General features: G+C 72.3%; 21 protein-coding genes. 6 read left to right on the top strand and 15 right to left on the bottom strand.

Going from position 1 to position 21,950, the window contains the following annotated elements; genetic code table 11:
- Positions 1-5: 5 nt before the first annotated feature.
- Complete coding sequence (locus J1792_RS10395) at positions 6-707, top strand: response regulator transcription factor (protein WP_086574189.1); 702 nt, start codon at positions 6-8, stop codon at positions 705-707.
- A gap of 49 nt (positions 708-756) precedes the next feature.
- Here J1792_RS10395 and J1792_RS10390 read toward each other — a convergent pair whose 3' ends face one another.
- Complete coding sequence (locus J1792_RS10390) at positions 757-1,896, bottom strand: serine hydrolase domain-containing protein (protein ID WP_242705066.1); 1,140 nt, start codon at positions 1,894-1,896, stop codon at positions 757-759.
- Positions 1,897-2,038: 142 nt separating this feature from the next.
- Between J1792_RS10390 and J1792_RS10385 the strand changes: the two genes are divergently transcribed.
- The gene (locus tag J1792_RS10385; RefSeq protein WP_207247145.1) at positions 2,039-3,199 is read left to right on the top strand and encodes a TerD family protein; all 1,161 of its coding nucleotides are present in this window, start codon (positions 2,039-2,041) and stop codon (positions 3,197-3,199) included.
- Between the two features lie 139 nt (positions 3,200-3,338).
- Here J1792_RS10385 and J1792_RS10380 read toward each other — a convergent pair whose 3' ends face one another.
- The 3 genes from J1792_RS10380 to J1792_RS10370 form a co-directional block, all read right to left on the bottom strand.
- The gene (locus J1792_RS10380) at positions 3,339-4,349 is read right to left on the bottom strand and encodes an MsnO8 family LLM class oxidoreductase (RefSeq protein WP_207247144.1); all 1,011 of its coding nucleotides are present in this window, start codon (positions 4,347-4,349) and stop codon (positions 3,339-3,341) included.
- 24 nt (positions 4,350-4,373) lie between these two features.
- The gene (locus J1792_RS10375; protein WP_086569494.1) at positions 4,374-5,813 is read right to left on the bottom strand and encodes an alkaline phosphatase PhoX; all 1,440 of its coding nucleotides are present in this window, start codon (positions 5,811-5,813) and stop codon (positions 4,374-4,376) included.
- A gap of 384 nt (positions 5,814-6,197) precedes the next feature.
- Positions 6,198-7,715: a hypothetical protein gene (locus tag J1792_RS10370; protein WP_207247143.1), complete on the bottom strand. Its 1,518-nt coding sequence runs from the start codon at positions 7,713-7,715 to the stop codon at positions 6,198-6,200.
- A 292-nt stretch (positions 7,716-8,007) separates the two neighbouring features.
- Between J1792_RS10370 and J1792_RS10365 the strand changes: the two genes are divergently transcribed.
- Positions 8,008-9,855, top strand: a complete 1,848-nt coding sequence (locus tag J1792_RS10365) for a DUF8508 domain-containing protein (protein ID WP_207247755.1) — start codon at positions 8,008-8,010, stop codon at positions 9,853-9,855.
- Positions 9,856-9,962: 107 nt separating this feature from the next.
- A complete protein-coding gene (gene dapA, locus J1792_RS10360; protein ID WP_086569438.1) occupies positions 9,963-10,853 on the top strand; it encodes a 4-hydroxy-tetrahydrodipicolinate synthase in 891 nt (296 codons plus the stop codon).
- Here the strand turns inward: dapA and J1792_RS10355 are convergent.
- The 3 genes from J1792_RS10355 to dapD all read right to left on the bottom strand — a co-directional run bounded on the left by J1792_RS10355 (position 10,832) and on the right by dapD (position 12,788).
- Entirely contained in the window at positions 10,832-11,506 is a 675-nt protein-coding gene (locus J1792_RS10355) for a hypothetical protein (RefSeq protein ID WP_086569439.1), read from the bottom strand. The two genes, dapA and J1792_RS10355, sit on opposite strands and share 22 nt — an antisense overlap.
- Positions 11,503-11,661 (bottom strand): hypothetical protein, encoded by a 159-nt coding sequence (locus tag J1792_RS10350; protein ID WP_207247142.1) that lies wholly within the window; start codon positions 11,659-11,661, stop codon positions 11,503-11,505. Before J1792_RS10350 ends, J1792_RS10355 begins: the two co-directional genes overlap by 4 nt.
- 131 nt (positions 11,662-11,792) lie before the next feature.
- The gene (dapD, locus tag J1792_RS10345) at positions 11,793-12,788 is read right to left on the bottom strand and encodes a 2,3,4,5-tetrahydropyridine-2,6-dicarboxylate N-succinyltransferase (RefSeq protein ID WP_086569441.1); all 996 of its coding nucleotides are present in this window, start codon (positions 12,786-12,788) and stop codon (positions 11,793-11,795) included.
- 155 nt (positions 12,789-12,943) lie between these two features.
- Here dapD and J1792_RS10340 point away from each other — a divergent pair, with 155 nt between their 5' ends.
- The gene (locus tag J1792_RS10340; protein ID WP_086569442.1) at positions 12,944-14,176 is read left to right on the top strand and encodes a S8 family peptidase; all 1,233 of its coding nucleotides are present in this window, start codon (positions 12,944-12,946) and stop codon (positions 14,174-14,176) included.
- Positions 14,177-14,249: 73 nt separating this feature from the next.
- Entirely contained in the window at positions 14,250-15,260 is a 1,011-nt protein-coding gene (locus J1792_RS10335; protein WP_086569444.1) for an agmatine deiminase family protein, read from the top strand.
- A 39-nt stretch (positions 15,261-15,299) separates the two neighbouring features.
- On the opposite strand, the gene J1792_RS10330 is transcribed toward J1792_RS10335, so the two are convergent.
- The 8 genes from J1792_RS10330 to J1792_RS10295 all read right to left on the bottom strand — a co-directional run bounded on the left by J1792_RS10330 (position 15,300) and on the right by J1792_RS10295 (position 21,915).
- Positions 15,300-15,638, bottom strand: coding sequence for a metal-sulfur cluster assembly factor (locus tag J1792_RS10330; RefSeq protein WP_086569446.1), 339 nt, complete (start codon positions 15,636-15,638; stop codon positions 15,300-15,302).
- A complete protein-coding gene (sufU, locus tag J1792_RS10325; protein WP_086569447.1) occupies positions 15,635-16,090 on the bottom strand; it encodes a Fe-S cluster assembly sulfur transfer protein SufU in 456 nt (151 codons plus the stop codon). Before sufU ends, J1792_RS10330 begins: the two co-directional genes overlap by 4 nt.
- Positions 16,091-16,107: 17 nt before the next feature.
- Positions 16,108-17,361 (bottom strand): cysteine desulfurase, encoded by a 1,254-nt coding sequence (locus tag J1792_RS10320; RefSeq protein ID WP_086569499.1) that lies wholly within the window; start codon positions 17,359-17,361, stop codon positions 16,108-16,110.
- 2 nt (positions 17,362-17,363) lie between these two features.
- Positions 17,364-18,128: a Fe-S cluster assembly ATPase SufC gene (sufC, locus tag J1792_RS10315; protein WP_086569449.1), complete on the bottom strand. Its 765-nt coding sequence runs from the start codon at positions 18,126-18,128 to the stop codon at positions 17,364-17,366.
- Between the two features lie 7 nt (positions 18,129-18,135).
- A complete protein-coding gene (locus J1792_RS10310; RefSeq protein WP_086569450.1) occupies positions 18,136-18,456 on the bottom strand; it encodes a non-heme iron oxygenase ferredoxin subunit in 321 nt (106 codons plus the stop codon).
- Complete coding sequence (gene sufD / locus J1792_RS10305; RefSeq protein ID WP_086569452.1) at positions 18,453-19,634, bottom strand: Fe-S cluster assembly protein SufD; 1,182 nt, start codon at positions 19,632-19,634, stop codon at positions 18,453-18,455. The genes J1792_RS10310 and sufD overlap by 4 nt, the downstream gene beginning before the upstream one ends.
- 62 nt (positions 19,635-19,696) lie before the next feature.
- Positions 19,697-21,118 (bottom strand): Fe-S cluster assembly protein SufB, encoded by a 1,422-nt coding sequence (sufB, locus tag J1792_RS10300; protein WP_086569454.1) that lies wholly within the window; start codon positions 21,116-21,118, stop codon positions 19,697-19,699.
- A complete protein-coding gene (locus tag J1792_RS10295) occupies positions 21,115-21,915 on the bottom strand; it encodes a helix-turn-helix transcriptional regulator (protein ID WP_086569456.1) in 801 nt (266 codons plus the stop codon). The genes sufB and J1792_RS10295 overlap by 4 nt, the downstream gene beginning before the upstream one ends.
- Positions 21,916-21,950 lie beyond the last annotated feature (35 nt).

The following is a 21,950-nucleotide window of genomic DNA, read 5'->3' as shown; positions in this document are numbered from 1 at the left end:
GGCGTATGGCGGCTGTCGGTGCGCCTGCCCCTGCGGGGGGACGCCCGGTGACGCCGATACGTATCGTGCTCGCCGACGACGAGCACCTGGTCCGCACCGCCCTGCGGGCCATCCTGGGCGCCGAGCCGGGGCTGGAGGTCGTCGGCGAGGCCACCACCGGCGCGGAGGCCGTGTCGCTGGTGCGCGAGACGCGCCCCGACATCGTGCTGATGGACGTGCGGATGCCCGAGGTCGACGGCATCCGGGCCACCGAACGCATCCTGGCCACCATGGACACGCCGCCGCGCGTCATCGTCGTCACCACCTTCGAGAACGACAGCTACGTGTACGACGCCCTGCGCGCCGGCGCCTCCGGCTTCCTCCTCAAGCGAGCGGGCGCCGACGAACTGGTGCAGGCCGTACGGGTGGTGGCCCGCAGCGACTCGCTGCTCTTCCCCTCGGCGGTACGGGCGCTGGCCGCCGCCCACACCGTCCGGCGGGCGGACGACGCGGCGCGCAGGCTGCGCGAGCGGCTGTCGGTACGCGAGAGCGAGGTGCTCGAGCTGATGACGGCCGGCCTGTCGAACGCCGAGATCGCCGAACGGATGGACGTGGGCGCGGCGACGGTCAAGTCGCACGTGGCGGCGGTGCTGGCCAAGCTGGGGGTGCGCGACCGCACCCAGGCGGTCATCGCCGCCTACGAGTGCGGTTTCGTCTCCCCCCGCTGACCTGGGCCCGCTCCCGCGCCGGCGGACGCGACGTCCGCCGGCGCGGAGGTCAGCCGATGCAGTCGTGCACGGCCTTGATCAGCACCGCCGTCTCGGGAGCGGCGCCGCCGGGGAAGGCGAAGCGGCGCCGGGTGTAGCCGAAGGCCATACCGGTGCTGGGGTCGGCGAGCGCCTGCGACCCGGCCGCGCCGCTGTGCCCGAAAGACCGCGCCCCGAGGAAGGGGTAGTCGGCCGACGAGGAGGCGAAGCCCAGCCCGAACACGTTGTGCGAGCCCAGCACCAGGTCGTGGCCGGTCGAGTGCGGCTGGGCGAACTCGGCCGCCGTCGTGGGCGTCAGCAGCGGCGCCCTGCCGTCGACCTCGCTGATGGCGGCCGCGTACATGCGCGCCAGGCCGCGCGCGGAGCCGATGCCGCCCACCGAGGCGGGCCCGGCGGCGCGGACCGCCCGGGAGTTGGGCAGGGACTCCAGGTCCGTGGGCACCACGTGGTGGCGGTTGAAGGCGATGCCGCCCCAGCTGTGGGCGCCGGGCTCCGTCTCCGCCAGGGCGCGCTTCTGCTCGGGCGTGGGGTCCATGGGCTGGATGTCGAGGAACCGGTGCTCGTGCTCCTCGGGCAGGCCGAGGTAGAGGTCGATGCCGTACGGGGCCCGGACCCGCGTCTCGTAGACCTCCTGGAGGGTGGCGCCCGTCGCGCGCCGGACGATCTCGCCGGTCAGGGCCCCGATGACATAGGCGTGGTAGCCGAAGGCGGTGCCGGGCCGCCAGTAGGGACGCTGGGCGGCCAGCCGCCGGGCGAGGGCCCGGTCGTCGGCCAGTTCCTCGGCGGTGAAGCCGCCGTCGACGCCGATCACGCCGGCGCGATGGGACATCAGGTCCCGCAGGGTGACGTCCTCCTTGCCCGCGGCGCCGAACTCGGGCCAGTAGTGACGTACCTCCTTGTCCAGCTCCAGCGTGCCGTCCTGGACCAGCAGCGCCACGGTCAGATGTGCCGCGCCCTTGGTGGAGGAGAACACTCCGGTGAGCGAGTCCCCCGTGATCCCCGGTCCGCCCCACAGGTCCACGACCCGCCGTCCGCCGACATAGGCGGCCAGTTGCGCGGAGTGCCCGGCGCGCTCCTGCGCCAGCGTGGCCTCGAAGGCCTCGCGTACCGGCTCGAACCCCTCGGCGACGGTGCCCTGCGCGAAAGTCACGATGTCCCCCCACAGTCAAGATCGAGATACGGATGCGTCCATTCCAGCCGCCCCGGCCGTTCGAATATTCCCCCTCCACTCTTCGGGCCCCGGGTCATGGAACCGTAAAGCCCCATGACTCGTTACCCGGGACATGACCGCTATGACACCTGGCTCGAACATCCCCCTCTCCGTCGCCCGTGTGACGGTGGACGTCACCGCCCCGGTGCGGCTCGACGTGTCGGGCCTGCTGCTCACCGCCGACGGCAAGGTGCGCTCCGACGACGACTTCGTCTTCTACAACCAGCCCAGCGGCCCGGGCGTGAGCCACCGGGCCGCGTCCGGCGCCACGCCCGACGCGATCACCGTCGACACCGCGGCCGTCCCGGCCGCCATCGAGAAGATCGTGGTCACGGCGAGCCCGGACGCCCAGGGCGCCACCTTCGCCGGCATCGAGCCGACCGCGACCGTCCGCAACGCCGACGACGGTTCGGTGCTCGCCACGTTCACCCCGCCCCGGCTGGGCACGGAGACGGCGCTGCTGGTCGTGGAGGTCTACCGCCGCAACGGCGCGTGGAAGGTCCGGGCGGTCGGCCAGGGGTACGCCGACGGCCTCGCGGGCATCGCCACGGACTTCGGCGTGAGCGTCGAGGAGCCGGCCCCGGCGGCCGTCCCGCCCATGCCCGCCACCGCTCCCCCGGCGCCGCTGCACGCGCCCGCCGTTCCGGCCGCGCCCGCCGCGCCCGGCAAGGTCAACCTCGACAAGGGCCGGGTGAACCTCCGCAAGAACGAGACGGTCTCCCTGGTCAAGGGCGGGCAGCCGCTGACCCGTTCGGTGCGGATGGGCCTGGGCTGGGAGCCCGCCTGGAACAGCCGGGCCATCGACCTGGACGCCTCGGTCATCGCCTACGGCCCCGAGCGCAACATGATCGACGCCTGCTACTTCGGCCGGCTGCAGATCCTGGGCGGCACCATCCAGCACTCGGGCGACAACCTCACCGGCGACGGCTCGGGCGACGACGAGACCATCACCGTCCACATGGGCGGCCTGCCGCCGGAGGTGACGGGCCTGGTCTTCACGGTCAGCTCGTTCAACGGCCAGAAGTTCACCGAGGTCGCCAAGGCCTACTGCCGCCTCCTCGACGCCCAGACCGGCGAGGAGCTCGTCCGCTTCGACCTGACCGGGTCCGAGCCGAAGACGGGCGTCCTCATGTGCAAGTTCATCCGTCAGTTCTCGGGCGAGTGGGAGATGACGGCCATCGGCGACTACGTCAAGGCCAAGACGGTCCGCGACCTGGTGCAGCCGGCCGCGCAGGCGCTGTAGGCGCCGCGCAGCCGCGAGGCCATGACGAGCGGGCCCGGATCGTCTTCACGATCCGGGCCCGCTTCGCCATGGCCTGCGGCCGGGGGTCAGCTGCCGAAGACCGAACGCCGGGCAGCGGCAGGCGGGGGAAGGATCGCCCTTACGTCCCGGATGTGCCGCCGGGCAGCGGTATTCCGGCCAGCCTCCGGTAGGAGTCGAGCAGCGCGCCGGTGTCGTACGAGCTGGTGGTGATCAGCACCTCGTCGGCGGCGGTCCGCCGCACCAGGGCGGTGAGGGCGGCGGCCACGTCCTCCTCCGTGCCGTGGACGTGCCCGCGCAGCGCGTCCTCGAAGAACGTCCGCTCCCGGTCCGTCATGTCCAGCGCCTCGATCTCCTCGGCCGGCCGCAGCGGTGGGAACGCTCCGTGGGTGCGGGAGTGGGCCAGCGCCCATGCCTCGGGGACGAGCAGCCGCCGGGCGGCCTCCCGGGTGTCCGCCACCGCGACGTTGCCCGCGACGACCACGTACGGCTCGTCCCGCCACGGCGAGGGCGTGAAGGCCGCACGGTACCGCCCGATCGCCGCGGCCGTCGCCTCGCCGCCCGTCATGCCCCCGACGACCAGGGCGGCCCCGGCCCGGGCCGCGACCTCGGCCCCCGCGTCGTTGGCCAGCACGAACAGCGGCACCCGCAGCCCCTCGGCGGGAAAGGCGTGCACCCCGGGGAAGCGGCGCCCGCCCCCGCCGAACCACTCGGCGAGCTCCGCCAGTTGCTCGTCGAAGCCCCCCATCGCCTCCTTCCCGGTGCCCAGCGCCCGCCGGATGCCGTCCGTGAACCCCACCGACCGGCCGAGCCCCATGTCGATCCGGCCGGGGAAGAGCGACTCCAGCACCCCGAACTGCTCGGCGACCACCAGCGGCCGGTGGTTGGGCAGCATCACCCCGCCCGTGCCGACCCGGATGCGCGAGGTCGCCGAGGCCACCGCCGCCGCGAGCACGGTCGGCGCCGACCCGGCGACCCCCGGCACGCTGTGGTGCTCCGCCACCCAGAACCGGTGGTAGCCCAGTGCCTCCGCCTCCCGCGCGAACCGCACGGTCGCGCGCAGCGCCTCGCCCGGCTCCCGCCCCCGCCGGGTGCGGGAGCGGTCGAGGACGGAGAGCCGGAGAGGAGTCACCTCCTCTTCAACATCACCGGGGCGTCAGGATTCCCGGCGCCCCTGCCGCCGCCACGGCCCGGTGATCGCGAGCATGATGCCGGGCTCCTGGATGTTGGCGAACAGCGTCCGCCCGTCCGGCGAGAAGGTCACCCCGGTGAACTCGCTGAACTCCGGCTTCTGGGGCGTGCCTATGTTCAGCTCGTTGCGCGCGATCGGGTACGTGCGCCCGTCGTCGAGGGCGCCGAACAGGTGCTGTACGCCCTCGCCGTCCTCGGCGATCACCAGGCCGCCGTACGGCGAGACGGTGATGTTGTCCGGGCCGTCGAAGGCGCCGTCGCGGCCCGGGTCCTTGTTGACGCCGAGCAGCACCTTGAGCGTCAGCGTCCGGCGGCGCGGGTCGTAGAACCACACCTGGCCGTCGTGCTGGACCGGGCTCTCCTCCCGGGCGAAGGACGACACCACGTACACGCCGCCGTCGCCCCACCACATGCCCTCGAGCTTGCGCGCCCGGGTGACCGCGCCGGCCGCGAACTGCTTGCGCACGGGGACGGACCTCGCGTCGCGGTCGGGTACGTCCGCCCAGTCCACGCCGTAGACCGTGCCGACGCGCGCGGCCCGGGACAGGTCGTCCACGAACCGGCCGCCGGAGTCGAAGCACCTGAAGGCCTGCAGCACGCCGGCGTCGTCGGCGAGGGTCCGCAGCCGGCCGCGCCCGTGCCGGAATCCGCGCGGCGGCGTCCAGCGGTAGAAGAGCCCGTTGGGACCGGCGGCGTCCTCGGTGAGGTAGAGGTGACCGCGGCCGGGGTCGACGACGACGGCCTCGTGGGCGTAACGGCCCAGCGCCTTGACCGGCTTGGGGGCGCGGTTGGCTCGCCGGTCGTGCGGGTCGACCTCGAAGACGTAGCCGTGATCCTTCGTCATCCCGTTCTGGCCGGCCCTGTCCTCGGTCTCCTCACAGGTCAGCCAGGTCCCCCACGGGGTGCTGCCGCCCGCGCAGTTGGTGGACGTACCGGCGATGCCGACCCACTCGGCCACGTGGTCGCCGTGCCCGGCGACCTCGACGACGGTGCAGCCGCCGGCCGCGGCCGGGTCGTAGACGAGCCCCTCGGCCAGCGGTACGGGGTGCTTCCAGCCCGGCCGGGGGCCCTTGAGCTCATGGTTGTTGACCAGCAGGGTCCGGCCGCGCGGCCCCGCGAACGCGGCGGTGCCGTCGTGGTTGGACGGGGTGGACTCCCCCGACTCGAGCCTGGTGACGCCGGTGCGCGTCACCACGCGGTAGGAGAAGCCGGCGGGCAGCGCGAGGAGACCGGCCGGGTCGGGCCGCAGCGGCCCGTACCCGAGCCGGCCGGGGCCGGCGGCGGCGTCCGGCTCGGCGGCGAGGGCGCCCGGCGCGCTCGCCAGCGCCCCGACGCTGCCGGTCAGGGCCACACCGGCCCCGACGAGGGCGGACCGCCTGGCGAACTCTCTTCGGCTGAAGCCCATGCTCATCGTCATCTCCCGGGGCGATACGGCCCCGGACCGCCCGGGACGCCGTCGCTACGGTCCCGTTGCCCGTGGAACACCCGATGAACACACCTATGCACCGATGCGACGGCCTGATTGCGACCCGCGCCGACCAACAACTCCCGCCACGACGGGCACGAGCGGCGCGCGAGGCCGGGCCCGGAGGGGGCCGCCGCCCGGCCCCGGCCCCGCAAGCACGGGCCGGGCGACAACTCCCGCCGCGACGGCGCGAAACCCCCGCGGCGCGGACCGGCGGTGCCCAACCGCCGCACGCGACGGCCCGCGACACGACCGCGCCACAGCGCGGCGGGCGCGCCGGCCGCCCCGAGGCCCCCGCACGACCCCGCAAGCCAAGCGCAGCGCCTAGCGGCGCGAGCGTGCCTTGAACGCGGCCTTGCGGGCTTCCTTCGCCGTCTTCTTGTCGGGGTGCAGGCGCCCCATGGCCTCCAGGACCTCCGCCGTCGCCGGGTGGTCCACCCGCCACGCGGCGTCGAAGAAGCCGCTGTGGCCGCTCACGACGCCGATGACCAGGCCCCGCAGCTCCTCCGACTCCGCCACGGCGTCGTCGCCGCGCGCCGCCAGCTGTGCGGCGATCGTGTCGATGGTCAGCCAGAAGACCATCGCCTCGCCGGGCTCGGGGATGTCGGCCGCGCCGCGCTCGGCGAGCCAGACGCGGGCGAGGCCGCCGAGCTGGGGGTCGTCGAGGACCTCGCGCAGGGCGGGCTCGGCCTCGGCGCCGAGGAGGGAGAGCGTCTGCTGGCAGGCGAGGCGGCGGCGGGGGGCGTCCTCGTCCGCGCCGTGTGCGGCGGCGAGGAGTTCGCGGGCCGCGTCCAGCGGGGCGCGGCGGGCGAGCCACAGCTCGGTCTCGGTGCGGGCCAGGCCCTCGGGGTGGCCGGGGAGCGCGGCGAGGAGGGCGTTCGCGTCGGCCTCGGCGAGGTCGCCGACGGCGGGGGCGTCGATGCCGGCGTCGAGCATGCGGGCCCGTACGCCGTACAGGCCGAGGGGGGTGAGGGCGACCATGCCGTAGCGGCTGACGTCCTCGTCCTCGGGGAGGTCGCAGGTCACGCCGTCGACGGACTCGCGGATGTGGCCCTCTCCGTCGATCTCCTCGATGAGGGACTCGTCGACCGGCCGGTAGCTCACCAGGCCGGTCGGCTCGAGCAGCCGGAACTGGTCGTCGAGCCGCATCATCGCGTCGGAGACCTCTTCGAGGACGTCGTCCGTGGGCTCGTCCATGTCGTCCGGGACGATCAGGGAGGCGGCGAGCGCGGGCAGCGGTACGGGCCGGCCGGCCTCGCCCTCGTCGAGGGCGGTGAGGAGGTAGAGGTTGCCGAGGATGCCGTCGAGGAAGTCGGCCTCCTCCTCGGGGTTCCAGTCGATGGAGTCGAGGTCGATGTCCCCGGTCTCGTCGAGCTGGTCGACGAGGTCGCCGAGGTCGGGCGTGGCGGCGTCGGCCAGGACGGTCTCGAGGCCGGCGAGCCAGATCTCGAGGATGTCCTCGGGGCTGCCGGAGGTGAGCGTGGCGAGTTCCTCGCCGACGCGGGCGGTGCCGGAGGGCTCGTCCTCGTCGGCCTCACCGCCGGCCGCGTGCTCCGCCTCCGGCTCCTCCGTGAACTCCACCAGTCCGGTGTCGAGCGCGAGCTGCCAGGCCTCGGCGGTGTAGGTCGTGCCGTCCTCCTCGTCCGCCAGGCCGAGCAGTTCGGTGGCGGTCCGGAGCTGTCCGGCGAGCAGTTCGCCGCCCGCGCCGACCGGGGTGCCCTCGGCCGCCCAGCGGGCGAGCTTCGCGGCGCGCGCGAACAGCGGTGCGCTGAGCGCGTCCCGCGCGAGCTCCGCGTCGGAGGGGAGCCGCACCGGCGGCATGGTCGGGCGGTCTCCGGACATCAGGGGGGTATCTCCTCGTCGGTTCGGCCGCGCCCGGGTTGCGTCGGTGGTCGGGGCGCGCGAGGCTCCAGCGTAGACGGGTTTCGTCCCGTGCCGCCCGGTTCATGGGCCCGGCGTCGGACCCAGCCAAGCGGAATACCCGCGACCTCTTGACAACTGCCCCGCCCGCACCGGACATTGACGCGCGTAGATTGCGTGTTGCCTACGCAACGGTTTGTAATCACCCAGCACCACACATGATCAGTGATTCCTGGTCAACCCCCCTCATCGCTCCCATTCGGAGGATCTTGTGCTGCCCAACCGCCGTTTCACGCGCACGCACCGCCGCGCGGCGACCGTCGGCTCCCTCGTCGCCGGCGCCCTCGCGGCCGGACTCCTCGTTCCCGCCCAGTCCGCGAGCGCGGCTCCCGGCTCCGGCATACGGATCCACGACATCCAGGGCACCACCCGCATATCCCCGCTCGCCGGGCAGCAGGTGCAGGACGTACCGGGCGTCGTCACCGCCGTACGGAACTTCGGCTCGGCCCGCGGCTTCTGGTTCCAGGACACCGCCCCCGACCGCGACGACGCGACCAGCGAGGCGGTCTTCGTCTTCACCGGCCAGACCCCGCCCCCGGTCGCCGTCGGCGACGCGGTGCTGGTCTCGGGCACGGTGAGCGAGTTCTACCCCGGCGGCGAGGCCGCGGGCCTGCAGTCGGTCACCCAGATCGGCAAGCCCACGGTGACGGTGAAGTCCTCCGGCAACGTCCTGCCCGCCCCCGTCCGGCTGCGTCCGTCCCTCGTTCCGGACCGCTACGCGCCCGACGCCCGCGGCGGCTCGATCGAGAAGCTCCCGCTGAAGCCCGGCCGTTACGCCCTGGACCGGTACGAGTCCCTGGAGGGCATGCGGGTCGAGGTCCGCGACGCTTCCGTGGTCGGCGCGACGAGCGAGTACAAGGACCTGTGGGTCACCACCGAGCCCCGCCACAACCGCACCGGCCGCGGCGGCACGCTCTACGGCTCGTACGCCGACCCCAACGCGGGCCGGGTGAAGGTCGCCTCGCTCATCCCCTACGCGCAGCGCCCCTTCCCCGTCGCGAATGTCGGCGACGAACTGACCGGCAGCACCGCCGGCCCGCTGGACTACAACAACTTCGGCGGCTACACCATCCAGGCCACCGAGCTGGGCACGCTCACCGACCACAAGCTCGCGCGCGAGACCACGCGCAAGCAGAAGACCGACGAGCTGGCCGTCGCCACGTACAACGTGGAGAACCTCTCCCCCAAGACCCCGCAGGCGAAGTTCGACCGCCTGGCGGCCGCGCTGGTGAACAACCTCTCCTCGCCCGACGTCGTGGCCCTGGAGGAGGTGCAGGACAACGACGGCACCACGAACGGCGGCGTGGTCGACGCCACCCTGACGCTGCGGAAGCTCACGGAGGCGATCAAGGCCGCGGGCGGCCCGGCGTACGAGTGGCGGCAGATCAATCCGGTCGACGGCCAGGACGGCGGCCAGCCGGGCGGCAACATCCGCACCGCCTTCCTCTTCAACCCCGCGCGCGTGGCGTTCAAGGACGTCCCCGGCGGCGACTCCACCACGGCCGTGAAGGTCACCCGCGAGGGCGGCAAGGCCGCGCTCAGCGCCTCCCCCGGCCGGATCGACCCGGCGAACGCGGCCTGGACGAACAGCCGCAAGCCGCTGGCGGGGCAGTTCTCCTTCCGGGGCAAGGACGTCTTCGTCGTCGCCAACCACTTCAACTCCAAGGGCGGCGACCAGGCCGTCGACGGCCGCTTCCAGCCCCCGGCCCGCACCTCGGAGACCCAGCGCACCCAGCAGGCGAAGGCCGTCAACGCCTTCGTCCGCCGGCTGCTGGACGCCGACCGGCGCGCGAACGTGATCGTCGCCGGCGACCTCAACGACTACCAGTTCTCGCCCGCCCTCAAGACGCTCACCTCGGGCGCCGTCCTGACCGACCTGGTCGACAAGCTGCCGAAGAAGGAGCGTTACGGCTATGTCTTCCAGGGCAACTCCCAGGTCCTGGACCACATCCTGACCAGCCGCAACGTCAGCCGCGTCGACTACGACATCGTGCACGTCAACGCCGAGTTCGCCGACCAGGCCAGCGACCACGACCCGCAGGTGCTGCGCTGGAAGCCGTAGCAACACTTAGCGGTGATCAGGAGAACAATTAAATAGACCTGTACGGTCGAAGGGGCCCAGAATCCGGTGGACAAGCATTGTCGCGAACCACCGAGAGAGTGACGCCCATGCCGCCCACCAGCCCCTTCGGCCGTACCGTCTGCGCGATGGTCACCCCCTTCACCGCGGACGGGGACCTCGACCTCGACGGCGCCCAGCACCTCGCCGACCGGCTCGTGGGCGAGGGCGGCTGCGACGGACTCGTCCTCAGCGGCACCACGGGCGAGTCGCCGACCACCGGCGACGCGGAGAAGAGCGCCCTGATCCGGGCCGTGGCCGAGGCGGTCGGCGACCGCGCGCGGATCACGGCGGGCGTCGGCTCGGCCGACACCCGGCACACGGTGGAGCTGGCCCGGGCGGCCGAGAAGGCCGGCGCGCACGGCGTGCTGGTGGTGACCCCGTACTACAGCAGGCCTCCGCAGGAGGACATCGCCGAGCACTTCCGCACGGTCGCCGACGCGGTCGGGCTGCCGGTGATGCTCTACGACATCCCCGGCCGCACCGGCACCAGGATCGAGCCGGCGACCATGCTGCGGCTGGCCGAGCACCCGCGCATCGCGGGCGTGAAGGACTGCTCGTACGACCTGCTGGGCAGCTCGAAGGTGATCGCGGAGACCGGCCTCGCCTACTACTCCGGCTCCGAGGAGCTCAACCTCCCGCTGCGCGCGGTGGGCGCCACGGGCTATGTGAGCACGGTCGCCAACGTCGCGGGGCCGGTGCTGGCCGCCGCCCTCGACGCCTTCGACCGCGGCGCGACCGCCGAGGCCACCGCCCACCACCAGCGCGTCCTGCCGCTGACCGAGCTGATGATGGCCGCCGGCCTGCCGGGCACGGTCACCGCCAAGGCGCTGCTGGGCGCGCTCGGCCTGCCCGGCGGGCCGGTACGGGCCCCGCTGCGCCCGGCGGACGCCGAACGGACGGCGGCGCTGCTCGACGCCTACAACGCGCTGTCCCGGTAGCCCCGCCCGGCCGCCTTCTCCAGCCGGCCCTGAAACCAGTCAAGCCGGGCCTGCAGCAGGGCGGCCTCCGCCATGAGCTCGGTGACGGTCGAGGCGTCCGGCCGCCGGCCCCCGGCCCCCTCCTCGGCGGTGAGGGCGAGCTCCCCGCCGGCCAGCTCCCCGAACTCCCCGAACGTCCATCCCGCGTGCCCCAGGGCGCAGCCCCCGCAGTCGGCGGCCACGGCCCGCCATCCCGGCCGCCCCCAGCCGGCGTCCGCGAAGCGCGTGGCGGCCCGGCCGCAGGCGCAGGGGCCGACCCGGACGGTGCGCACCCGCTGGCGGGCGTAGCGCATGCCGCGTTCGTAGCGGATGTAGGAGCCGAGCACGGACACCTCGAGCACCACGGCGCGGCGGTGGGCGCCGACGCAGGTCAGGCCGAGGGTCTCGGTGAGCGAGTGGAGGCAGTGGAAGCCGCAGTCGCAGCGGCGGGCGGGGGCGGCGTGCCGGCGGCCGTAGGCGCAGCGCGCGTCGGCCAGTACGCCGTAGGGGCTGCCGCCGCCGAGCGAGACGCCGGTGAAGCCGGCCCGGGTGCCGTCGTGGGAGAGCACCGGGTAGGCGATCTTGTAGCCGGTGGGCGGCGTCGTGGGGTGTTCCCGGGGGAGCCGCAGCCTCATAGCGCGGCGGCCGGGGCCTCGGCGGGGGTTTCGGCGGGGGCCTGCGCGCGTCCCGCGGCGGGCGTCGCCGCCTCGCGGCCGGCCGGGGCGGGCGTCTCCTCGGATGCGGGCGTTTCCTCGGCGATGCCGACGGCCAGTGGTTTGCCGAGCCTCATGACGCCTCCCGTGACGGTCGGTTCCGCTGCACGGTCCTCATGGTGGCGCAGTGTGTCCCGAGATCACCAGAGCGTCCGGCGCCCTTCCTGGTTCCCCCGCGGGGACCAGGAAGGGCGCTCGGAACGGGGCGTCAGTTGTGGCTGTGCAGCACCTCGTTGAGGCCGCCCCAGGTGCTCTTGTAGGGGCGGGCCTCGACGGCGCCGGTGGTGGAGTTGCGGCGGAAGAGGATGTTGTCGGCGCCGGAGAGCTCCAGGGCCTTGACGACCTCGCCGTCCGGCAGGGTGACGCGGGTGCCGGCGGTGACGTACAGGCCCGCCTCGACGACGCACTCGTCGCCGAGCGCGATGCCGATGCCGGACTCGGCGCCGAGCAGGCAGCGCTCGCCGATGGAGATGATCTGCTTGCCGCCGCCGGAGAGGGTGCCCATGGTGGAGGCGCCGCCGCCGATGTCGGTGCCGTCGCCGACCACGACGCCCGCGCTGATGCGGCCCTCGACCATGGAGGTGCCGAGCGTGCCGGCGTTGAAGTTGACGAAGCCCTCGTGCATGACGGTGGTGCCGGAGCCGAGGTGGGCGCCCAGGCGGACGCGGTCGGCGTCGGCGATGCGGACGCCGGAGGGGGCGACGTAGTCGGTCATGCGCGGGAACTTGTCGATGCTGGTGACCTGCAGGTGCAGGCCCTCGGCGCGGGCCTTCAGGCGCACCGCCTCGACCTGGTCGACGGCGACGGGGCCCAGCGAGGTCCAGGCGACGTTGGCGAGCAGGCCGAAGATGCCGTCGAGGTTCTGGCCGTGGGGCTTGACCAGGCGACTGGAGAGCAGGTGGAGGCGCAGGTAGGCGTCGTGCGCGTCGAGGGGCTTGTCCTCGAGCGAGGCGATGACCGTGCGGACGGCCACGACCTCGACGCCACGGCGGGTGTCCGGGCCCACGGCCTTGAGGGCGTCCTCGCCCAGCAGTTCGGCGGCGCGCTCGGCGGTCAGCCGCTCGGTGCCGGCCGGGCCGGGCGCGTCGACGAGCTCGGGAGCCGGGAACCAGGTGTCGAGGACGGTGCCGTCCACGGTGATCGTGGCGAGGCCGGCGGCGACGGCGCCGGAGGTACGGGAAGCGGGGGCAACAGCATCGGTCATGCCCGAAAACCTAACCGGACCAGGCCTCTCAAGGCGAACCGGCGCGGATGGCCCAGCCCGGTTCGCGGCCACGGATAAGTCGACATATCCATTGACTGGGACGTTGATCATCCACCATCGCCCGGAACGGAACCCGCGTGAGATACGGAACGCGCATGCGAATGGCCCGGCTCGCCCTGCCCACGGCCCTGCTCCTGAGCCTGCTGCCGCTGGCCATCCCCCCGGCCGCCTCGGCCGACCCCGACCCCGACCGCACCACGCCGCGCCTCGCCCCGCTGCGCACGACCTGGGGCGTTCCCGTGCCCGACCACTACATCGTCACCCTCCGCAAGGGCTCCGCGCCGCGCATCCTGAGCACCAAGCTGGGCGTGAACCCCGACTACGTCTACACCCACGCCTTCACCGGCTTCGCCGCCACGCTCAGCCCGGAGCAGCTGCTGGCCGTGCGCAGCACCCCCGACGTCGAGGCCGTCGAGCAGGACACGGTCCTCTACCAGGCCGACGGCCCCGACCGGGCCGCCGCCACACCCGCCGCACCCGCCCGGCCCCGGGCCGGCACGGACTCGTACGGCCTGGACCGCATCGACCAGCACAATCCCCCGCTCGACCACCAGTACACCGTCTCCTCCACCGGCGCGGGCGTCACCGTCTATGTGATCGACACCGGGATCGACTACGCCCACCCGGAGTTCGGCGGCCGGGCGCGCGCGGGCCTCGACCTGGTCACCGTCGGCGGCGACGGCAGCGACTGCCGCACCGGCAGCGGTCACGGCACCCATGTGGCGGGTGTGATCGGCAGCCGGTCCTACGGCGTGGCGCGCGGGGCGACGCTGGTCAGCGTGCGCGTCCTCAACTGCGACGGCCGCACCACCATCGCCCGGTTCGTCGCGGCCTTCGACTACGTCGCGAGGACCGCCGCCTCCTCCTCGGTCGTCAACGCCTCCATCGTCGGCCCCGCCTCGCGGGCCGTGGACTCGGCCACCGCGGGGCTGGCCGCCCGGGGCGTCCTGCCCGTCGTCGCGGCGGGCAACGAGAACGACAACGCCTGCGACCACTCCCCCTCGGGCGCGGTGGCGGCCCTCGCGGTCGGGGCGACGAACGAGTCGGACCAGATGACCGACTTCAGCAGCTACGGGCCCTGCGTGCGCGTCCTGGCCCCCGGCTCGGACATCGTCTCCACCAGGATGGGCGGCGGCACGACGACGAAGAGCGGTACGTCGCAGGCGGCGCCGTTCGCGGCCGGGGTCGCGGCCCTGTACAAGGCGCGCAACCCCTCGGCCGGTTCCGCCCAGGTCGCCGACTGGCTGATCGGGCAGGCGACGAGGAACGCGGTGACGGACCTCAAGCCCGGCACCGCCAACCGTCTGCTGTACACGGGAGGCCTCTGACGCGGGTGCCCGGCCCGGGCGTACGGTGATCAGGAGCACGCCCGCAGTCCGCCCAGCCCGAGGGAAGCCGACGATGCGTCATCTGCCGTCCGAGTCGCAGCCGCACGCCCGGACGCTGATGGGCTGGCCCCCCGCCGGCTCCGTCTGGGGCCGGCACACCCCGGACGCGCGCCGCGACGTGGCGGCGATCGCCCGCACGATCGCGGAGTACGAGCCCGTGGTGCTGCTGGCCTCGCCCGAGGACGCCGCGGACGCCCACCGGGCGTGCGGGGGCGGCGGCGTGGAGATCGTGCGGGTGCCGGTGGACGACCTCTGGCTGCGGGACTCCGGCCCCACGTTCGTCACCGGCCCCGGCGGGGAGCTCGCGGGCGTCGACTTCCGCTTCAACGGCTGGGGCGGCAAGCAGGCGCACCCCAACGACGGACCGCTCGCCGCGCGCGTGCTGGGCCTCTTCGACATCCCCCGCATCGAGGCGCCGCTCGTCGCCGAGGGCGGCTCCTTCGAGACCGACGGCGCCGGCACCCTCCTGGCCACCGAGAGCTCGCTGGTCGACGACGACCGCAACCCCGGCCGGTCCCGCGACGACATCGAGCGGGACCTCAAGGACCTGCTCGGCGTGCGCCGGGTGATCTGGCTCGAGGGCGTGCGCGGCGCGGACATCACCGACTGCCACGTCGACGCCCTCGCCCGCTTCGTGGGGCCCGCCATGGTCGTGCTCAGCAAACCGCCCGCCGGAGCGGAGCCCGGCGACGTCTGGACGCGGGTCTACCGGCAGGCCCGGGCCGCCCTGGAGGCCGCCACGGACGCCGACGGCAGGACGCTGGAGATCATCGACCTGCCCGAGCCGGACTCGGCCGAGCTCGGCGAGCGCGGCCCCGACTTCCTGGGCGGCTACGTCAACTACTACCTCGTCAACGGCGCCGTGATCGTCCCCCGCTTCGGCGACCGGCGCGCCGACGACGAGGCGGCGGCGCTGCTGGGCGCGCTCCACCCGGGCCGCGCGGTACGGACGGTGGAGATCCCCGCGCTCGCCGAGGGCGGCGGCGGCATCCACTGCGCCACACGACAGCAGCCCGCCGCCTGACCGCTGGTCAGGTGACGGGCTGCCGGGGAACCGGGGCGCTCAGACGTTGAAGCCCAGGGCCCGGAGCTGTTCGCGACCCTCGTCGGTGATCTTGTCGGGACCCCACGGCGGCATCCAGACCCAGTTGATCCGGAGCTCGTTGACGATGCCCTCCGTGCAGGACTTCGCCTGGTCCTCGATGACGTCGGTCAGCGGGCAGGCCGCGGACGTCAGCGTCATGTCGAGGGTGGCGATGTTGGCGTCGTCGATGTGGATGCCGTAGATCAGGCCGAGGTTGACGACGTCGATGCCCAGCTCGGGGTCGACCACGTCGTAGAGGGCCTCGCGGACCTCTTCCTCGGTGGCCGGCTTGGTGGTGGTCTCAGCGTTCTCGCTCATGCGGTCTTCCCTTCGGACAGCGCTTGCGCCGTCGCGTCCTTCCACGCCATCCAGCTCAGCAGAGCACACTTCACGCGCGCCGGGTACTTGGAGACGCCGGCGAACGCGATCGCGTCCTCCAGCACCTCCTCCATCGCGTCGTCCGGCTCGATGCGGCCCTTGGACTGCATCAGCTCCAGGAAGGTCTCCTGGATCCGGCGGGCCTCGTCGAGGTCCTTGCCGACCAGCAGCTCGTTGAGGACCGAGGCGCTGGCCTGGCTGATCGAGCAGCCCTGCCCCTCGTAGGAGACGTCCTCGACGGTCTGCCCGGACAGCCGCACCCGCAGTGTGATCTCGTCGCCACACGTGGGGTTGACGTGGTGCACCTCGGCGTCGCCGTCCCGCAAGCCCCGGCCGTGCGGGTGCTTGTAGTGGTCCAGGATGACGTCCTGGTACATCGAATCAAGCTTCACAGTGGCAGCCTCGTCCGTCAGCCGAAGAAGTTCCGTACGTGCTCCAGGCCCTCGATCAAGGCGTCGACCTCGCCGGGGGTGGAGTACAGGTAGAACGACGCCCGCGTGGTCGCGGGAATTCCGTAGCGCAGGCAGACGGGGCGTGCGCAGTGGTGTCCGACGCGGACCGCGATGCCCTGCTCGTCGAGGACCTGGCCCACGTCGTGCGGGTGGATGTCACCGAGCGTGAAGGACACGGCGGCACCGCGGTCCTCGGCCGTGGTGGGGCCGATGATGCGCAGGTCCGGGACCTCCTGGAGCCTGCGGATCGCGTACTCGGTGATCGCGTGCTCGTGCCGGGCGATGTTCTCCATGCCGATCGAGGTGAGGTAGTCCACCGCGGCGCCGAGGCCGACGGCCTGGGCGATCGGGGGCGTACCCGCCTCGAACTTGTGCGGCGCCGGGGCGTAGGTCGAGGAGTGCATCGAGACGGTCTCGATCATCTCGCCGCCGCCGAGGAACGGCGGCAGGTCCTCGAGCAGCTCCTGGCGGCCCCACAGGACGCCGATGCCGTCCGGGCCGCACATCTTGTGGCCGGTGAAGGCCACGAAGTCGGCCTGCAGCGCCTGGACGTCCAGCGGCATGTGCGGGGCGGCCTGGGAGGCGTCGACGACGACGAGCGCGCCGACCTCCTGGGCACGGCGGACGATGGCCTCGACGGGATTGACCGTGCCGAGGATGTTGGAGACCAGCACGAAGGAGACGACCTTGGTCTTCTCGGTGATGATCTCGTCGATGTTGGAGAGGTCGAGACGGCCGTCGTCGGTCAGCCCGAACCACTTCAGCTTCGCGCCCGAGCGCTGCGCGAGCAGCTGCCACGGCACGATGTTGGAGTGGTGCTCCATCTCCGTGATGACGATCTCGGTCTCGTGGTCCACGCGGTAGGGCTCGTCCGCCCAGGCCAGCATGTTGGCCACGAGGTTCAGCGACTCGGAGGCGTTCTTGGTGAAGATCACCTCATCGCGGCTGGGAGCGTTGATGAAGGCCGCGATCTTGTCGCGAGCGCCTTCGTACAGTGCCGTGGCCTCCTCGGCGAGCACGTGCACGCCGCGGTGGACGTTGGCGTTGTGCTGCTCGTAGTGCTCGTTGAGCACGTCGAGCACCTGGCGCGGCTTCTGGGAGGTCGCCGCGTTGTCCAGGTAGACGAGCTTCTTCCCGTCGTGGACCACACGGTCCAGGATCGGGAAGTCCTTGCGGATCGCCTCGGTGTCGAGGAGGCCCGGCAGCAGTATCGTCACGCGGTTACGCCACCCTTCACGTACGCCTCGTAGCCCTCGTTCTCCAGCTTGTCGGCCAGCTCGGCGCCGCCGGACTCCACGATGCGGCCCGCGGAGAAGACGTGGACGAAGTCGGGCTTGATGTAGCGCAGGATGCGCGTGTAGTGGGTGATCAGCAGGGTGCCGACCTCGCCGGTGTCACGGACGCGGTTGACGCCCTCGGAGACCTGGCGCAGCGCGTCGACGTCCAGGCCGGAGTCGGTCTCGTCCAGGATCGCGATCTTCGGCTTGAGGAGCTCGAGCTGGAGGATCTCGTGGCGCTTCTTCTCACCGCCGGAGAAGCCCTCGTTCACGTTGCGCTCGGCGAAGGCGGGGTCCATGTGGAGACGCTCCATGGCCTCCTTGACCTCCTTCACCCAGGTGCGCAGCTTGGGGGCCTCGCCGCGGATGGCGGTGGCGGAGGTGCGCAGGAAGTTGGAGACCGAGACACCGGGGACCTCGACCGGGTACTGCATGGCGAGGAAGACGCCGGCGCGGGCGCGCTCGTCGACGGACATCTCCAGGACGTCCTCGCCGTCGAGGGTGACGGTGCCGCCGGTGATCGTGTACTTGGGGTGGCCGGCCAGGGAGTAGGCCAGGGTGGACTTGCCGGAGCCGTTGGGGCCCATGATGGCGTGGGTCTCGCCCTGCTTCACGGTCAGGTCGACGCCGCGCAGGATTTCCCGGGGGCCGTTCTCGGCCTCGACGGAGACGTGCAGGTCGTGGATCTCAAGCGTTGCCATGGGGAACTCAGGACTCCTGGGTGACGGAGACGAGCACGTCGTCCCCTTCGATCTTGACGGGGTATACGGGGACGGGACGCGTGGCCGGGAGGCCGTCGGGCTTGCCGGTGCGCAGGTCGAAGCTGGAGCCGTGCAGCCAGCACTCGATGTGGCAGTCCTCGACCTCGCCCTCGGACAGCGAGACGTTGGCGTGCGAGCAGATGTCGTTGATCGCGAACACCTCGCCCTCGGTGCGGACCAGGGAGACCGCCGTGCCGTTGATCTCGACTCGCTTGGGGGTGTCCTCCTCCAGCTCGCTCAGGGCTGCCACCTTGACGAACTCGCTCATGCGACCGCTGCCTCCAGCTCGGCCTCGATCTTGGCGATGAGGCGCTCCTCCAGATCGGGGATGCCGATCTGCTGGACGAGCTCGGCGAAGAAGCCGCGGACGACCAGGCGGCGGGCCTCGTCGGCGGGGATGCCGCGGGCCATCAGGTAGAAGAGCTGCTCGTCGTCGAAGCGGCCGGTCGCCGAGGCGTGGCCGGCGCCGACGATCTCACCGGTCTCGATCTCCAGGTTGGGGACCGAGTCGACGCGGGCGCCGTCGGTGAGGACCAGGTTGCGGTTGAGCTCGTAGGTGTCGGTGCCCTCGGCCGCCGCACGGATGAGCACGTCGCCGATCCACACCGCGTGCGCGTCCTTGCCCTGCAGCGCGCCCTTGTAGGCGACGTTGCTGCGGCAGTGCGGGGTGTCGTGGTCGACGAGGAGGCGGTGCTCCTGGTGCTGGCCCTGGTCGGTGAAGTACAGGCCGTACAGCTCGGCCTCACCGCCGGGACCGGCGTAGACGACCCGCGGGTGGAGGCGGACCAGGTCGCCGCCGAAGGTGACGATCACGGACTTGAAGGAGGCGTCGCGGCCGACCAGCGCGGTGTGCTGGGCGGCGTGCACCGCGGTGGGGTCCCAGTCCTGGACGGAGACGACGGTGAGCTTGGCACCGTCACCGATCAGGTACTCGACGTTGGCGGCGAGCGTGGCGTCACCGGTGTGGTCGAGGACGACGACGGCCTCGGCGAAGGCGCCGATCTCGATGACCTGGTGGCCGAAGGCCACCCCGCCCTCGCCGCGCACGGCGATCCGGACGGGCTCGGTGAGCACCGCGTCCTTGGGGATGGAGACGACCGAGGCCTTCTCGAAGGAGCTGAACGCCTGCGCGGCGACCCGGTCGACCGGCTTGCCGGCCTTGCCGAGGCGGGCGTCGTCGCGGCCGACGGTCTCCACGGTCACGCCCTCGGGGGCGGTCACCTCGACCCTGACGCCGGCGCCGTCGGCGACGGCGGTGCCGTCGTGCAGGCCGCGGAGGCGCGCGAGCGGGGTGAACCGCCACTCCTCCTCGCGGCCGTGCGGCACGGGGAAGTCCGCCACGTCGTACGAGGCGGGGGCGCTGACCCGCGCGTCGATGGGCTGCTTCGGGCCGCCCACCTGGATGGCGCCGTCGGTCGTGCTGCCGGCGGGAGTGTTGTCAGCCATGGCTGTCGTCGTGCTCTCTTCCTGTCACAAAGGGTTCGCTGCGGGCGGTAGGGGGACGGCGATCAGCCGACCGAGCCTTCCATCTGCAGCTCGATCAGCCGGTTGAGCTCCAGTGCGTACTCCATGGGGAGCTCGCGGGCGATCGGCTCGACGAAGCCACGGACGATCATCGCCATGGCCTCGTCCTCGGACAGACCGCGGCTCATCAGGTAGAAGAGCTGGTCGTCGCTGACCTTGGAGACGGTCGCCTCGTGGCCCATGGAGACGTCGTCCTCGCGGACGTCGACGTAGGGGTAGGTGTCCGACCGGGAGATCGTGTCCACCAGCAGCGCGTCGCAGAGCACGTTCGACTTGGAGCCGTGGGCACCCTCGCCGATCTCGATGAGGCCGCGGTAGGAGGTACGGCCACCGCCACGCGCCACCGACTTGGAGACGATGTTGGAGGAGGTGTTCGGCGCCATGTGGACCATCTTGGCGCCGGCGTCCTGGTGCTGGCCCTCGCCGGAGAAGGCGATGGAGAGGGTCTCGCCCTTGGCGTGCTCGCCCATCAGGTAGACGGCCGGGTACTTCATCGTCACCTTGGAGCCGATGTTGCCGTCGACCCACTCCATGGTCGCGCCCTCGTAGGCCACGGCACGCTTGGTGACCAGGTTGTAGACGTTGTTCGACCAGTTCTGGATCGTCGTGTAGCGGCAGCGGCCGCCCTTCTTGACGATGATCTCCACGACCGCGCTGTGCAGCGAGTCGGAGGAGTAGATCGGGGCGGTGCAGCCCTCGACGTAGTGGACGTAGGCGTCCTCGTCGACGATGATCAGCGTCCGCTCGAACTGACCCATGTTCTCCGTGTTGATACGGAAGTAGGCCTGCAGCGGGATGTCCACGCGGACACCCTTGGGGACGTAGATGAACGAGCCACCGGACCACACGGCGGTGTTCAGCGAGGCGAACTTGTTGTCGCCCACCGGAATCACCGTGCCGAAGTACTCCTGGAAGAGCTCGGGGTGCTCCTTCAGGGCGGTGTCGGTGTCCAGGAAGATGACGCCCTGCTCCTCCAGGTCCTCACGGATCTGGTGGTAGACGACCTCGGACTCGTACTGCGCGGCGACACCGGCGACCAGGCGCTGCTTCTCCGCCTCGGGGATGCCCAGCTTGTCGTAGGTGTTCTTGATGTCCTCCGGCAGGTCCTCCCAGGAGGCCGCGGCCTTCTCGGTGGAACGGACGAAGTACTTGATGTTGTCGAAGTCGATGCCGGAGAGGTCCGAGCCCCAGGTCGGCATGGGCTTCTTGTCGAACAGCCGCAGGCCCTTCAGACGCAGCTTGAGCATCCACTCGGGCTCGGACTTCTTCGCCGAGATGTCGCGGACCACGTCCTCGGACAGGCCGCGCTTCGCCGCGGCACCGGCCTCGTCGGAGTCGGCCCAGCCGTATTCGTACGTGCCCAGGCCCTCGAGCTCAGGGTGGGCAGTCTCCGTGGGGAGAGTCATGCGGGGTTCCTCCCGGCCGTGCTGGTGGATGCTGTGGTGGTCTTCGGGTTGCTGCTCTTGGGGATGAACGTCGTGCACACTCCGTCGCCGTGGGCGATGGTGGCGAGACGCTGCACATGAGTCCCGAGCAGGCGGGAGAAGACCTCGGTCTCCGCCTCGCACAGCTGCGGGAACTGCTCGGCGACATGGGCGACCGGGCAGTGGTGCTGGCAAAGCTGTTCGCCGACCGGTGCGCTGCGCGCCGTAGCAGCGTACCCGTCCGCGGTCAATGCCCGGGCGAGAGCCTCCGTGCGCTCCTGGGGGGCGAGGCCCTCCAGAGCCTTGCGGTAGGCGTCGGCCTGGGCGGCCATCCGGGCCCGGGCGAAGGCGGCGACCGCGGCCTCGCCCATCTCGCCGCCGCCCGCGGACTGGGCGATCCAGCGCAGGGCGTCCTCGGCGAGCTTGTCGTAGGCCTGGTCGAAGGCGTCCCGGCCGCAGTCGGTCAGCGCGAAGACCTTGGCGGGGCGGCCACGGGTCCGGGCGCCGTAGACCCGCTTCTCACGGGCCTCGACGACGCCCTCGGCCATCAGGGTGTCGAGGTGGCGGCGCACGGCCGCCGAGGTCAGCTCCAGCCGGACGGCCAGCTCGGCCGCCGTGGAGGGGCCGTGGTCGAGGATGGAGCGTGCGACGCGATTGCGGGTGCCGCGCTGCTCGTCGTGAGCGCGCTGCTCCGGCGGGGCGGAGGCGGGCAGGGCGGAGCCCGGCCCGGCGGCCGAGGAGGCCGCGGGCCCCTGTGGAGCTTCGCCCGCGTATTTCACAACACCATTGTTGCGTAATTGCCCGGAGACCGACA

It is taken from the genome of Streptomyces triculaminicus, from assembly GCF_017349075.1.
GTDB lineage: Bacteria > Actinomycetota > Actinomycetes > Streptomycetales > Streptomycetaceae > Streptomyces > Streptomyces triculaminicus.
Note: the sequence above shows the minus strand (reverse complement) of the source record. Positions and strands in the feature narration are given on the sequence as shown.